This is a genomic window from Janthinobacterium breve (assembly GCF_051380895.1).
In the GTDB taxonomy this organism is placed as follows: domain Bacteria; phylum Pseudomonadota; class Gammaproteobacteria; order Burkholderiales; family Burkholderiaceae_D; genus Janthinobacterium.
In genome coordinates this window covers 20,429-33,967 of sequence record NZ_JBNYXY010000013.1, presented here as the reverse complement: position 1 = coordinate 33,967, position 13,539 = coordinate 20,429, and the positions used below count along the sequence as shown (strand labels likewise).

The following is a 13,539-nucleotide window of genomic DNA, read 5'->3' as shown; positions in this document are numbered from 1 at the left end:
TGATCGCGTGGCTAGCTGTACTCCAGTCGGCAATCAACGCGAAGGTTCACACGACTTCGCGCGCGTTCGGCGTATCGTTAAAACGGATGAATTTTCATCCGTTTTTCGTTTGCGCCCTTCGCAAAAAACAGCGCATTTTGTGCTGTACACCCGACACAATCAATTGCCGCATGCGCGGCTGGGCGTCGTTGTGGCGAAGCGTTTCGCGCCACGCGCGGCGACCCGCAACACGATCAAGCGCGTCACGCGCGAGCTGTTTCGCAACAGCGCGATGCCGCCGGTCGACTGCGTGGTGCGTTTGTCGCGCGCCGTCAACAGCAAGGATGGCCCGGCCACCACGAGCCAGCTCAAAGCCGAGCTGCGTGAGGAATTGAGCCGCCTGTTTGCGGCGCAAATCGCCGCCCAGGCCCGTTCTGTTGCTGCGCCACCACCATCCGCGCCATGAAAACCCTGCTGCTGTTCCTGCTGCGCGCTTATCAGTTGCTGATCAGCCCCATGCTGGGACAGAATTGCCGTTTCTATCCGAGCTGTTCGCATTACGCGATGGAAGCGCTGCGTGTGCACGGCGCCGCCAAGGGCAGCCTGCTGGCTGCCAAACGCGTGTGCCGTTGCCACCCCTGGAATGAAGGGGGTGTCGACCCGGTGCCGCCGACCGACGCTAAACAATCTTCAACGACCGCTTGCGGTTGCAACCACTCCTGACAAATACCCTAATGGATATCAATAAACGTACCATCCTGTGGATCGTGTTTTCCGTCTCGCTGGTAATTCTCTGGAACGAATGGATGATCTCGAACGGCAAGCCGTCGATGTTCTCCGCGAACACGGAACAAACCGCCAAGGCGCCTGCGACCCCTGCCAAGACGGATACTTTGCCGGCTGCGGCAGGCGTGCCTGCCCTGCCGGGTGAGGCTGTCGATCCCGCCGCGTTCAAGCGCGAAGTGATTACCATCACCACCGACGTCATCAAGGTCGACATCGACACCCTGGGCGGCCAGGTCAAGCGTCTGGAATTGCTGAAATTCAAGGGCGCGGGCAATCCGGGCTGGTTTGGCGGCTGCTTCGGCCTGTTCAAATGGTGCCAGCCTGACGAAGGCAAGCAAAACGAAGTGCTGTTCGACGAAGGCGCGAACCACACCTACCTGGCGCAATCGGGCCTGGTCGGCGGTCCGTTCCCTACCCATGCGAGCGGTTTCACCGTACAGCCTGGCGTGCGCACCATCGGTGACGGCAAGCAAGTGCAACTGGTGATGGAAGCGGTCGAAGGCGGCGTCAAGCTGACCAAGACGTTTACGTTCAAACGTGGCGACTACGTCATCGACGTGCGCCATGACGTGGCCAACGTGGGCGCAGCGCCTGTCACGCCACAGCTGTATCTGCAACTGACGCATGACGGCAACAAGCCGGTCGGCGACTCGTTCTTCAACAGCAGCTTCACGGGTCCGACCCTGTACACGCCGCAAGACAAGTACCAGAAGCTGACGTTCGAGAAAATCGAAAAAGCCGCCGTGGAAGACGAGAAGAAGGGCAACGACAACGCCATGAAGGGCCTGCATCCGGCCACGGCGAATGGCGGCTGGTTTGCTATTTCGCAACACTTCTTCGTTTCCGCCTTTGTGCCGCCTGAAAACGCCAAGCGCGACATCTTCACCAAGAAGGTCGGCGCCAACCTGTACGCCATCGGCAACGTGCTGCCATTGCCTACCCTGGCGCCAGGCGCCACGGCCAGCATGGACAGCAAACTGTACTCGGGTCCGCAAATCGCGCATCTGCTGGAATCGGTATCGCCTGGCCTGGAACTGGTCAAGGATTACGGCTGGCTGACCATCATCGCCAAGCCGATCTTCTGGGTCATGGAACACATCCACAGCGTGCTGGGCAACTGGGGCTGGACCATCATCGCCTTCACGATCCTGATCAAGCTGGCGTTCTTCCCCTTGTCGGCTGCCGGTTACCGTAGCATGGCGAAGATGAAACTGGTCACGCCGAAGATGCAAGCGATCCGCGAGCGCTACAAAGGCGACCCGCAAAAGATGAACCAGGCGACGATGGAGCTGTACAAGACGGAAAAGATCAATCCGCTGGGCGGCTGCCTGCCGATCCTGATCCAGATGCCCGTCTTTATCGCCCTGTACTGGGTGCTGAACGCGTCCGTGGAAATCCGCGGTGCGCCATGGATCGGCTGGATCACCGACCTGGCCCAGCATGACCCATGGTGTATCCTGCCTGTGCTGTACGCGATCTCGATGTACATCACGACCAAGCTGAACCCGGCCCCGGCCGATCCGATGCAAGCGAAGATGATGCTGTTCATGCCACTGGCATTCTCGGTGATGTTCTTCTTCTTCCCGTCGGGCTTGGTACTTTACTGGGTCGTCAACAACGTCCTGTCGATTGGCCAGCAATGGGTGATCACCAAGAAATACGCGCCTGCCGCCAAGTAATTCCGGCCAGCGAACAGAAAGCCCGCCTCGCGCGGGCTTTTTTTCGGGGTCAGACCCGCCGGGTCTGACCCCAGCCTTCCGCTGAGGAATCGGCACCACAAGCGTGGCCGTTCCGCCATTACTCCTTTGCGTACAGCTCCCCCGAATAATCTACAATATCCCCATGAAACTCGACTCTTCCCCTATCGCCGCCATCGCCACCGCACCCGGACGCGGCGGCATTGGCGTAGTACGCGCCTCCGGCAAAAACCTCGCACCGCTGATGACTGCCCTGTTCGGCGCGCAGCAGCTGAAACCACGCCATGCCACCTACCTGCCATTCACGGAAAGTGACGGCAGCATCATCGACCAGGGCATCGCCATCCACTTCAAGGGCCCGCAGTCGTACACGGGCGAAGACGTGCTGGAATTGCAGGGCCATGGCGGCCCGATCGTGTTGCAGCTGCTGCTGGCGCGCGTGCTGGAGGCAGGCAAGGACAGCGGCTTGCGCCTGGCCGAACCCGGTGAATTCACGCGCCGCGCCTTTTTGAATGACAAGCTTGATCTGGCGCAAGCCGAAGCCGTGGCCGACCTGATCGACGCTTCCACGGAAGCGGCCGCCAAGTCCGCCTCGCAATCGCTGTCGGGCGCGTTTTCCAATACGATCCATGCGCTGGTGGAACAGGTGACGGGCTTGCGCATGCTGGTCGAGGCGACCCTGGATTTCCCGGAAGAAGAAATCGATTTCCTGGAAAAATCGAATGCACGCGGCCAGTTGAAAGCCGTCATCGAAGCCTTGAATAAAGTGTTTGCCCAGGCGGCGCAGGGCGCGTTGCTGCGCGAAGGCCTCAATGTCGTGCTGGCGGGTCAACCCAACGTGGGCAAATCGTCGCTGCTGAATGCGCTGGCGGGCGCCGACGTGGCCATCGTCACGCCGATCGCCGGCACCACGCGCGACAAGGTCAGCGAAACCATCCAGATCGAGGGCATTCCGCTCAACATCATCGACACGGCCGGCATCCGCAGCGCGGGCGACACCATCGACGCCGTGGAGCGCATCGGCATCGAGCGCACCTGGGGCGAAATCGGCAAGGCCGACGTGATCCTGCACCTGCTCGACGCCGACCATGGCCCTACCCTGGCCGATGAAACCATCGTCGCCGCCTTCCCTGAAGGCGTGCCCGTGGTGCGCGTGTGGAACAAGATCGACTTGTCCGGCCACAAGCCTGGCGTCGACAGCTTGCCGGACGCCACGCACGTGTATCTGTCGGCGCACGAGCACATCGGCATCGATTTGCTGCGCGCCGAGCTGCTGCGCATCGCCGGCTGGCAGCAGACGGGCGAATCGCTGTACCTGGCGCGCGAACGCCATTTGATCGCGCTCAAGTCGGCCGGCAAGCACTTGAACATCGCTGCCGCGCACGCGGCGCAGGATGACCAGTCGCTGGACCTGTTCGCCGAAGAGCTGCGCCTGGCGCAGGTGCAGCTGTCGAGCATCACGGGTGAGTTTTCACCTGACGATTTGCTGGGCGTGATCTTCAGCCGTTTCTGCATTGGCAAGTAAGGGGGCATGGTGAAAAGACTGTTCGCTTGCGTGCTGTATTGTCTGCCCCTGCTGGTGACCGCAGAGGAAAAACTGCCGCGCGACGTGGCGCAATTCATTGAGCAGGCGCAAATGTGCGAGCACTTTGCCGGCGAATGGGATGAGCACGACAAGGCGCGCCAGCGCGACATCACGCAAGCCATCGAGCAATCATGCGGCCAGGCGCAACGCCAGTGGAAACGGCTGCACGTGAAGTATGCGGGGCAGCCGGCGATTAAAAAAGTCATCGACGAGCATGCGAATGATGCGGTCAGGAGCTTTCGGAAATAAGTATCAGAGGTGTTTTTTGCATTTGCCCCGAACGGCAAAAAGGCCGGGGTCAGACCCTCAACACCGCTAACACAAAGGTCACCGCTAACGTGCGAGGGGGTCTGACCCCAGGTTTTGCCTTTGGGGTGAAAGCTGATATCACCTTACCCCTTCTTCCCCTTCGCCTGTTCTTCCCTGAATGTCTGGAAGGCCTCGATATGCTCGGCGCGGCGCAGCACGCGTGAGTGCGGGTCGAGCGTGTAAGTGGCGCCAGCCGGCAGGGGCAGTTCGCCAAAGCCCAGCGACATGGAAACGGTATGGATTTCCTTGCCGATACGCACTTCCACTGGCATCGGGAAGGCGATGTCAGCAGGCGTCTTCCATAGCAGGCGCAAGGTGTCGCCGTCACGCACGGCGGACAGCTCTGGCAGCGCGGCCTGGTACAGATAAGCCTGGAAAAACCAGTCATAGTTGCTGCCCGTGACTTTGTTGACGATGGCCATGAATTCCGCCGTGCTGCCATAGCGTGGCTGGAACTGGCCCGGTTGCGGTTGTTCCGTGCCGTACACGAGCAGGCGCACGGCGCGGAAGAACGCCTCGTCGCCGATCAGTCCGCGCAAGGTATGCAGCACCAGCGCCCCTTTCACATAAATGTCGCCGCCCGGCCCGCCTTTCTTCAGGTCGTAGACCTCTTCCTCGCTTTTCGGCTTGCCCGACACCATGGGCGCCTTGTTGACGATGCCGGCACGCATTTGCTGTAACGACGCAAAATACTCCTGCTCACCCCGCAGATATTGCATGTACAGGGGCTGCATATACGTGCCGAAGCCTTCGTGCAGCCACATATCGTCCCAGTTGCTGTTGGTCAGCTGGTTGCCGAACCATTCATGGGCAAATTCATGCTGCAGCAATTCATCGTAGCCATAGCTGGTTTTGGCGAATTTGTTGCCATAGGCATTGATGGTCTGGTGTTCCATGCCCTTGTGCGGGGTTTCGGCAATGCCGACTTTTTCGTCGCCAAACGGGTAGGGGCCGATGACGCTTTCAAAAAAATCCAGCATGGGCGGCAATTCCGCGAACAGGGCGCCCGCCTTTGCCTCGCTTTCCGGCAGGTACCAGAACTGCAGGGGGATGCGGTTGCCGTAGCGGCTAGCATACCCGCCCTGCAGGCTGCGGTAGGGCGCCACGTTCAGCGCGATGCCATAGGTACTCGGATGTTTGGCGCGCCAGTGCCAGGTGCGCCAGCCATCGGCCTCATCCATGCCGAGCGCGATGCCGTTGCCGGCCGCCACCAGCGGCGCCGGCACCTGGATGTGCTGGTCGATCAGCTGGGCCTTGCCCATCGGGTGGTCAATGCAGGGCCAGAACAGGTCGCAGCCTTCGCCTTGCACGGCGCTGGCGATCCATGGTGCGCCATCGGCCGTGCTCGACCACACCATGCCGCCATCCCACGGCGCTTTCACGGCGACGTGGGGCACGCCGTGGTAGACGATGCGGATGGTGGTGCGCGCACCTGCCGCGAGGGTGGCCGGCAAGGTCATGCTCAGGCGCCCGTCCGGGTTGGCATAGTCTTGTGGCTGCAGCGCCTTGCCGTCGACTTCGATGGCATCGACCGGCAGGTTGCGGTCCAGGTCCAGCGCGAAGCGCGAGATCGGCTGGGTCGCCAGGAAAGTCAGCCGCGCATCGCCGGCGATGCTGCGGTTGGCCGGGTCGATGCGCAGGGTCAGGTCGGCGTGTTCGAAGACCACTGCCAGTTGTTCCGGCGTGCGTTCGGCACCCGAATTGAGGGGGTAGGCGGTGGGCGCGCGCGTGGCGCAGGCGCTGAGCACGCTGAGCAGCAAGCAGGAGAGCAGTAGAGGGACAGGTTTCATGGCGAACGCGCAAGTGAACGGAACACTGATTGTAGTGTTAAGTGATAACGTTGTCGTTTGGAAATTTCAGCGTGCCGATGGGGCAAGCGTGGCCGCCGTTGAGAAATGTCATGGGCTGTAAACTGCGCTGACGTAATCTTGCTGAGCGGCTTTGAAGTGCCGCTAAGAAAGGAAGCGCCATGGACAGCAAACAGCCGGACATCGTGCAGGGCGAATATGGGGTACTGGCGCGGCCATTGCCCGCCATGCCGGAGTTGATCGCCAGCTTGCCGCCAAAAGGCGCGTGCTGGTATTGCGACAAGCCGCTCGACGCCGTGCGCCGCTTTTGCAGCAAGAGTTGCGGCATGGCTTACGCGGAAGAGGCGCAATACCACCCTTGAGTTCGGTAATCAGCGGCGCCGCAGCAGCGCCGCGAGTGCGCCGTCGAAGTCGAACTCATGCGCAGCGGCCGCCACTTCCTGGTAGACGTGCACGCCCAGGCTGGCGGCCAGCAGGCTGGCCGAGTTTTCCAGGATGTCGATGGCCGCGCCATCGCCTTCGCGCAGATGGCTGGCCAGGCGCGCCAGCAGCAGCCGGATGGCGGGGGCGGCAGGATCGGGCGCCACGTCCTGCGCCGCCGTATGGGTCGCTTCCGGCGTGCCCAGCATGCTGCTGACCGCGCCGAGCAATTGATCCTGCGCCAGTTCTAGCTGCAACATCTGCTGGGCCAGGTCGGGCGCCTGCGCACGCAGTGCCGACTCCAGCGTTTCCGACAGGCCATGCACGTGGCGCGCACCGATCATGCCGGCGGCGCCCTTCAGGGTATGCGCCTTCAGACGCGCGGAGGCATAGTTGCCGGCGTCGAATTCGGCGCGGATCTGGCACGGCGTGGTGCTGTGGTCATGCAGGAAGCGGCGCAGGATTTTCAGGTACAGGATGCGGTCGCCCATGATGCGGCCCAGCCCGTTCTCGACGTCGAGAATACGAACCATGTCGGATGCCGCTACGGCGGCATCATCATCGCAAGTGGCGTGTGGTTTCAGCATGCTGTGCAGAGAGCCCCAAAACTTGTCACTGTCAGTAAAGCAGGAACCGCTATTTTACATCCTGTCGTCCTCAATACCGCGTCCGCTTGCCATGCGATGTCAGGCTAGCGCGTGCTGAATGACCAGTTGTACGTGATGTCCGCGCCATTGACTTTGCCGATGAAATGCACGTCATAGGTGGTGTTTTCGGTCAGGGGCGCCAGCGGAATGATGGATGCGGCCGAGACCGGCGTATGCGCATCGCTGCCGCTCGTCAGCAGGCGCACCGTCAGGTCCGTGCCCGCACCGCGCTGGCGCACGCTGAACGCTGTCACGCTGACGCTCGTGCCGTAATTGGCATGCACGCTGATCGGGTAGCCGACCACGTCCTGGTTCGGCACGGGATCGGGTGCTTCGTTATCGCTGGAAAAACTGACGGCCACCTTTTGCTGCCCGCTAAATGGATAGGCGACGATTTGCCCCGCCGCCAGTCCGGGGCCATAGTTGCGGTTGCTTGCCAGGTCGGTGGTGAAATACGCGTAGCCGGCGCCACTGACAGCCGCTCCCGCGCCACCTTCCTTGAAGAGCGGCTCGAAAATGACGAAGCGGTGATAGATGGCCGTGACCAGCTCTTCGGCCAGGTAAAAGCCGGACGTGTTGCTCGCGCCGGCGATGACTTCGCCCTGCAGCGACGTGACGACGTAGCCGGCCTTGGCCAGGCGGTCGCCCAGCGTGACGCCGGTAAAGCCGGGCTTGCCCAGCACCTGTTCGTGCGCCACCGTATTGTTGAGATTGAGATAGTTGGAATGGCCCAGGGCGGCGCTGTCGATCAAGCCATTGCGCACCAGTGGCGACAGTCCGATCTGGCTGCGCCGGTAGTTGAACCAGTTGAAGCCATCCGTGGCAATATTGTTGCTGAGGGCGGGAGCGCCCGGTTCCTGTACCAGCTGCCCGGCCGGGGTCGAGGTGCCCAGCGACGTATTTCCGCCGCTATCGCCTCCGCCACAGGCGCTCAACAGGGCTGCGCTCAGCAGGGCGGGTATCCAGTGTTTCCAACGTAGTGACGAGACAATCAAGTTGACTCCTGTATAGGTAGGCGGACAGAGGTGGGGGCCGGTGTGCTGCCCTGTGAAACGATTCTAAGGCATTTTGATCTGCCGTAGAGCATCCATGAAAAGATATGTCGCGCGCTCGTGCGGGGCGGTGCCACGGCTGCGCAGGGTAGAATGAGCATAGCGCAGCGTTTGCCGCTGCATTGCCTCATTCCCGCTACTTTGATTGCCCATAATTTGAACACATTGCCCAAGTCGCGCCTGCAGCGCGCCAAGTACGCCTTGCCCAGCATGGTGACTTTGCTGTCGATAGCCTGCGGTTTTGCCAGCATCGTCATTTCCGTCGATAACGCCGCAGTGGGCGACGCCGATGCGTATCGCCTGGCCGCAGCGCTGCTGGTGCTGGCCGGGGTGTTTGATGCGCTCGACGGCTATGTGGCCCGGCTGACGGGGACCAGTTCGCAGTTCGGCGTGCAGCTCGATTCCATTGCCGACGTGATGAATTTCGGCTGCGCCCCGGCCGTCTTGTTGTACTGCTACGGCTTTGTGCAGATGGGCGTGCACGATCCGCTGCTGCTGCGCTTTGGCGGCATGGCCAGTTTCTTCTTTGTCGCTTGCGGCGCCATGCGCCTGGCGCGCTTCAATGTGAATGTGGGGCGTACCGATCCCCTGTATTTTGTCGGCATGCCGATCACGGCCGGTGCCGCCTGCGTGGCGGCCGTGGTGGTGGCCTGGCCGGCGCCCATCGATTCCATGCTGCACAGCTATCTGCTGATGCTGCTGCTGGTGGGCGTGGGCAGCCTGATGGTGTCGACCTTGCGTTTCCCCAGCTCCAAGCAAAAGAAAAGCCTGGCCGCGCTGCTGGTGCTGATCGTGGCCGTTGCCCTGCTGGTGTGGCTGAAGACCAGCTTCTTTGCGCTGTTCTTCGCCGTCTACATCGCCGCCACCCTGGCGCTGAACCTGGCCTGGTATCTGGGCTGGCGCGGCATTGCGCTGCCGCAGGTTTTCAACGACCTGGACGAGATAGACTAGGCTACCTCGTGCCCGCGCGCGGCGCGCAGGATGGCGAACCAGTCGCTGCGGCTGAGCGTGAATTGCGTGCCTTCCACGGCCACGCCCACCGCTTCGATGCGGCCCGAGCCCGTCAGCGGCAGGGGGCGGCACGGCAATTGCATGATCCAGGCAAACACCACGCTGGCAAACGGGCGCTGCAGCTGGTCGGCGATCTGCTTGATGACATTGCGCAAGTTCTCCACATTCGCATCGCCCCCCTGGAACAGCCTGCCACCGGCCAGCGGCGACCAGATCATCGGTGCCACCCCCACGTCCTGCAAGCCGTCGAAGGTTTCATCGAACAGGGGCGCCACGTGCAACGGCGAGAATTCCACCTGGTTCGTCACCAGCGGGAAGCGCCGGTGCAGGCAGTCGAACTGGTGGCGGCTGAAGTTCGACACGCCGAAGTGCAGGACCTTGCCATCTTGCTTCAATTGGGTAAACGCGCCGGCGATCTCGTCGAAATCCATCAGCGGATCGGGACGGTGGATCAGCAGCAAATCCAGGCGGTCCGTGTGCAGCTGGCGCAAGGTGTGTTCCACGGAACTGGTGATGTGCGCCGCGCTCGTGTCGTAATGCTGGATGGCGTGGCCGGGACGGTGGGGCGAGAGCAGCTTGATGCCGCACTTGCTGACCAGCTCCATCTGGTCGCGCAAGCCCGGCTGCAGGGCCAGCGCTTCGCCAAACAGGCCTTCGGCGCTGTAGTCGCCATAGATATCGGCATGGTCGAAACTCGATACGCCCAGCGCCAGGCATTGCTCGATGAAGGCCAGGCGTTGCTGCGCCGACATATTCCACTCGCCGATGCGCCACATGCCGGCGACGATGCGCGACAGTTCGGGGCCGTTGCTACTTAAACGGCTGCGCGGGGCTTGCAGGCTGGCGGGAAATACATGGCTCATGGGCTGGCTTTCTGATGGTGACGTGATGGGACTCGCCACGATTATAGCCAGCTAATCTAGAGCATGCTGCGGATAAAGCGGCAGCAACGCTCCTGCAGGGCAAGGTCGAGCTGGCCGCCCAGTTGCATCTGGTACACCAGCGCCGATTGCAGCATGAAGGCAAACAAACGCAGGTCGAGATCGGCGCGCACGCCGATGTCGACCAGGCGCTGCACCACCAGGGTGATCCACGGCGCGACGATCTGCTCGCGAAAGCGCAGCTGCGCGGCCGCATCATTGTGGATCAGCACCAATAAATCGCAGGTGAAGCGGCCATCGGCGTTCAGGTTGTCGAAGATGCGCGCGCAGATCGCCTCGATTTCCTGGCCGTCCGGCATGTCGAGCGCGCGCTGCAGCTTTTCCGCCGTGCGCTTGACGAGCGCGTCGAGCAGCATGTCTTCGCGCCGCGGCCAGCGCCGGTATATCGTCTGGCGCCCCACGCCAGCCACGTCGGCCACCATCTGTATCGTCACCGCTTCCAGTCCATGCTGGCGCACCAGCATGACGATCGCTTCCAGCACCGCATCTTCCACGCCCGCCTTGCGCGGACGTCCACGCGGCGCTGCTGCATTTTTAATCACCTTGAACCTGTCTCTGAATGTTTCTTTTAATTATGGTACGATGCGCACCGTAAATGTAAAGCAACTGCTTGTCAATCACCTTGATCAATTAACCGGCAGGCGGATGCGCCGCGATACCCCAGTCATCTCTACGTGAAATCTGTAATCTCAGCGGCGCTTGCCCGCATTTTCTTTCTGACTCCCACATCCATTACTGTGGCGGCTCGCGCCGCCTGAGGAAAACCTATGAAAATCATCGGGATTTCGCCCCACCGGCGTAACTTTTTGCGCAAGGCTGTCGGCGCCGCACCTGCCGTGGCCTTGCTGGCCGGCGCCGGCGGCGGCCTGGCCATGGCCGTCTCCAAGGACCAGCCTGCCTACAAACCGCGCTTTTTCGACGCCACCGAATGGGCCACCCTGAGCGCGCTGGTCGACCGTTTGATTCCCGCCGACGCCGAAGGGCCGGGCGCGCTGGAATCGGGCGTGCATGAATTCATCGACGCGCAGATGAACACGCCTTACGCGTATGGCGCGCTGTGGTACATGCAGGGGCCGTTCGTGCCCTCGATCGAACAGTTCGGCTACCAGTTCCACATGGCGCCGCGCGAGCTGTACAAGAGCGCCCTGGCCGGCGTGAACACGGCCGTCAACAAGCAGTCGGGCAAGTCTTTCGTGCAGCTGAACGGGGCCGAGCGCGATGCCGTCATCACGCAATTGCAAAAGGGCACCCTGGACATCGGCGCAGTACCGGCGAAGATCTTCTTCAACCAGCTGCTGCAAAACACGCGCGAAGGCTACTTTTGCGATCCCGTGCACGGTGGCAACAAAGACATGCTGGCCTGGAAGATGGTGGGCTTTCCCGGCGCGCGCGCCGACTACATGGATTGGGTGGAACAGTACGGCAAGAAATACCCGTTGCCACCAGTATCCATAGCGTAAAACTTTTAGTACCCGATCAAAGAAAAAGAAAAACCATCATGAGTGATATCAAACCCGATGTAAAAATGAAGCCTGTCGATGCCGTGATTGTCGGCTTCGGCTGGACCGGCGCCATCATGGCCAAGGAATTGACGGAAGCGGGCCTGAACGTGGTCGCGCTGGAACGCGGCGAATACCGCGACACCTATCCCGACGGCGCCTATCCGAAAACGCTCGACGAGCTGACTTACATCCAGCGCAGCAAGCTGTTCCAGGATATGTCGAAGAGCACGTTTACCTTCCGGCACAGCATCACGGGCGTGGCCGTGCCGTATCGCCAGATCGGCGCGTTCAAACCCGGCACGGGCGTGGGCGGCGCGGGCTTGCACTGGTCGGGCATGCACTGGCGCGTCTTGCCGGAAGAGCTGCAAATCCGCAGCCATTACGAACGCCGCTATGGCAAGAAATTCATTCCCGAAGGCATGACGATCCAGGATTTTGGCGTGACTTACGCCGAACTGGAACCGCACTTCGATTTCGTCGAAAAAGTGTTCGGTACCTCGGGCCAGGCGTATAAAGTCAACGGCATCGTCGTCGGCGACGGCAATGTGTTCGAGGGCGACCGCTCCGACAATTACGCGCTGGCGCCGCAAAAAGTGCCGTACACGGCCGAGCTGTTCCGCCGCGCCGCCAAGGCCGTCGGCTACCACCCGTTCGTCAACGCCTCGTCGAACGCGTCCGGCCCGTACACGAACCCGTATGGCTGCCAGATGGGGCCGTGCAATTTCTGCGGCTTCTGTTCCGGCTACGCCTGCTACAACTATTCCAAGGCCTCACCCAACGTCAACATCATGCCGGCCCTGCGCATGGTGGCAAACTTCGAGCTGCGCGCCAACTGCAATGTCGTGCGCATCAACCTCGACGGCAGCAAAGGTGGCAAAGCGCGTGCAACAGGTGTGACCTACATCAATGCGGACGGCAAGGCCGTCGAGCAGCCGGCCGACCTGGTCATCGCCAGCGCCTTTGCCTACAACAATGCGCATCTGTTCCTGCTGTCGGGCATCGGCAAGCCATACGATCCCGTCAGCAATGAAGGCGTGGTGGGGCGCAATATCGCCTACCAAATGATGTCCACCATCCAGACATTCTTCAAGGAAGACACGAACACCAACCCCTTCATCGGCGCCGGCGGCACGGGTGTCGCGCTCGATGACTGGAATGGCGACAATTTCGACCATGGCCCGCTGGGCTTCGTGGGCGGCTCGCCCGCCTGGTGCAACCCGGCCGGCTCCAAGCCCATTTCCGGTATCGCCACGCCGGATGGCACGCCCGCCTGGGGTTCGGCCTGGAAAAAGGCCGTCAAGAAGAGCTATTTGAACACGGTGTCCTTCGATTGCCATGGCGCCAACATGACTTACCGCGATTGCTATGTCGACCTCGACCCGACCTACACGGACAAGTTCGGCCAGCAATTGCTGCGCTTTACCTTCGACTGGAAGGAAAACGACATCAAGATGAGCCGTTTCGTCACGGACAAGATGATGAAGGTGGCCGAAGCGATGAACCCGGAAGCTATCAAGGTCTCCGTCAAGAGCGTGGGCGACCACCTCGACTTGCGCAACTACCAGACCACCCACTGGGCGGGCGGAACGGCCATGGGCGCGGACCGCAAGACCAGCGTCGTCAACCGCTACCTGCAGAGCTGGGACGTGCACAACGTGTTTGCCGTCGGTTCCAGCGTGTTCCCGGTCGGCATCGGCTACAACCCGACGGGCCTCGCTTGCGCGCTGACCTACTGGTCGGCCAAGGCCATCCGCGAGCAATACCTGAAAGATCCCCGTCCCCTGGTCGCTTGATAAAGAACA

At 61.5% G+C, this 13,539-nt stretch carries 14 protein-coding genes; 9 read left to right on the top strand and 5 right to left on the bottom strand.

Going from position 1 to position 13,539, the window contains the following annotated elements; all coding sequences use genetic code 11:
• Positions 1-7 precede the first annotated feature (7 nt).
• From rnpA to ACQ4W0_RS24930, 5 genes are all read left to right on the top strand, one after another.
• Positions 8-445, top strand: coding sequence for a ribonuclease P protein component (gene rnpA, locus ACQ4W0_RS24950; protein ID WP_102123307.1), 438 nt, complete (start codon positions 8-10; stop codon positions 443-445).
• Positions 442-702 carry a membrane protein insertion efficiency factor YidD gene (gene yidD, locus ACQ4W0_RS24945; RefSeq protein ID WP_436579205.1) on the top strand — a complete coding sequence of 87 codons (261 nt, stop codon included), beginning with the start codon at positions 442-444 and terminating at the stop codon, positions 700-702. The genes rnpA and yidD overlap by 4 nt, the downstream gene beginning before the upstream one ends.
• A gap of 11 nt (positions 703-713) precedes the next feature.
• Positions 714-2,444 (top strand): membrane protein insertase YidC, encoded by a 1,731-nt coding sequence (gene yidC, locus ACQ4W0_RS24940; protein WP_436579204.1) that lies wholly within the window; start codon positions 714-716, stop codon positions 2,442-2,444.
• Between the two features lie 163 nt (positions 2,445-2,607).
• Positions 2,608-3,987: a tRNA uridine-5-carboxymethylaminomethyl(34) synthesis GTPase MnmE gene (gene mnmE, locus ACQ4W0_RS24935; protein WP_436579203.1), complete on the top strand. Its 1,380-nt coding sequence runs from the start codon at positions 2,608-2,610 to the stop codon at positions 3,985-3,987.
• Positions 3,988-3,993: 6 nt separating this feature from the next.
• A complete protein-coding gene (locus ACQ4W0_RS24930) occupies positions 3,994-4,296 on the top strand; it encodes a hypothetical protein (RefSeq protein WP_436579202.1) in 303 nt (100 codons plus the stop codon).
• A 143-nt stretch (positions 4,297-4,439) separates the two neighbouring features.
• On the opposite strand, the gene ACQ4W0_RS24925 is transcribed toward ACQ4W0_RS24930, so the two are convergent.
• Complete coding sequence (locus ACQ4W0_RS24925) at positions 4,440-6,146, bottom strand: M1 family metallopeptidase (RefSeq protein WP_436579201.1); 1,707 nt, start codon at positions 6,144-6,146, stop codon at positions 4,440-4,442.
• Positions 6,147-6,325: 179 nt separating this feature from the next.
• Between ACQ4W0_RS24925 and ACQ4W0_RS24920 the strand changes: the two genes are divergently transcribed.
• Complete coding sequence (locus ACQ4W0_RS24920; RefSeq protein ID WP_436579200.1) at positions 6,326-6,526, top strand: hypothetical protein; 201 nt, start codon at positions 6,326-6,328, stop codon at positions 6,524-6,526.
• Between the two features lie 9 nt (positions 6,527-6,535).
• Here ACQ4W0_RS24920 and ACQ4W0_RS24915 read toward each other — a convergent pair whose 3' ends face one another.
• Both ACQ4W0_RS24915 and ACQ4W0_RS24910 read right to left on the bottom strand, forming a co-directional pair.
• Complete coding sequence (locus tag ACQ4W0_RS24915; protein ID WP_436579199.1) at positions 6,536-7,171, bottom strand: Hpt domain-containing protein; 636 nt, start codon at positions 7,169-7,171, stop codon at positions 6,536-6,538.
• 104 nt (positions 7,172-7,275) lie between these two features.
• The gene (locus tag ACQ4W0_RS24910; RefSeq protein WP_436579198.1) at positions 7,276-8,226 is read right to left on the bottom strand and encodes a CAP domain-containing protein; all 951 of its coding nucleotides are present in this window, start codon (positions 8,224-8,226) and stop codon (positions 7,276-7,278) included.
• Positions 8,227-8,463: 237 nt separating this feature from the next.
• Here ACQ4W0_RS24910 and pssA point away from each other — a divergent pair, with 237 nt between their 5' ends.
• Positions 8,464-9,234, top strand: coding sequence for a CDP-diacylglycerol--serine O-phosphatidyltransferase (gene pssA, locus ACQ4W0_RS24905; protein ID WP_436579337.1), 771 nt, complete (start codon positions 8,464-8,466; stop codon positions 9,232-9,234).
• Here pssA and ACQ4W0_RS24900 read toward each other — a convergent pair.
• Both ACQ4W0_RS24900 and ACQ4W0_RS24895 read right to left on the bottom strand, forming a co-directional pair.
• Positions 9,231-10,157 carry an aldo/keto reductase gene (locus tag ACQ4W0_RS24900; protein WP_436579197.1) on the bottom strand — a complete coding sequence of 309 codons (927 nt, stop codon included), beginning with the start codon at positions 10,155-10,157 and terminating at the stop codon, positions 9,231-9,233. The two genes, pssA and ACQ4W0_RS24900, sit on opposite strands and share 4 nt — an antisense overlap.
• Positions 10,158-10,213: 56 nt before the next feature.
• Entirely contained in the window at positions 10,214-10,777 is a 564-nt protein-coding gene (locus ACQ4W0_RS24895) for a TetR/AcrR family transcriptional regulator (protein ID WP_436579196.1), read from the bottom strand.
• 225 nt (positions 10,778-11,002) lie between these two features.
• On the opposite strand from ACQ4W0_RS24895, the gene ACQ4W0_RS24890 reads away from it, so the two are divergent.
• Together ACQ4W0_RS24890 and ACQ4W0_RS24885 are read left to right on the top strand one after the other, a co-directional pair.
• Positions 11,003-11,695, top strand: a complete 693-nt coding sequence (locus tag ACQ4W0_RS24890) for a gluconate 2-dehydrogenase subunit 3 family protein (protein WP_436579195.1) — start codon at positions 11,003-11,005, stop codon at positions 11,693-11,695.
• Between the two features lie 38 nt (positions 11,696-11,733).
• The gene (locus ACQ4W0_RS24885; protein WP_436579194.1) at positions 11,734-13,530 is read left to right on the top strand and encodes a GMC family oxidoreductase; all 1,797 of its coding nucleotides are present in this window, start codon (positions 11,734-11,736) and stop codon (positions 13,528-13,530) included.
• Positions 13,531-13,539: the final 9 nt, after the last annotated feature.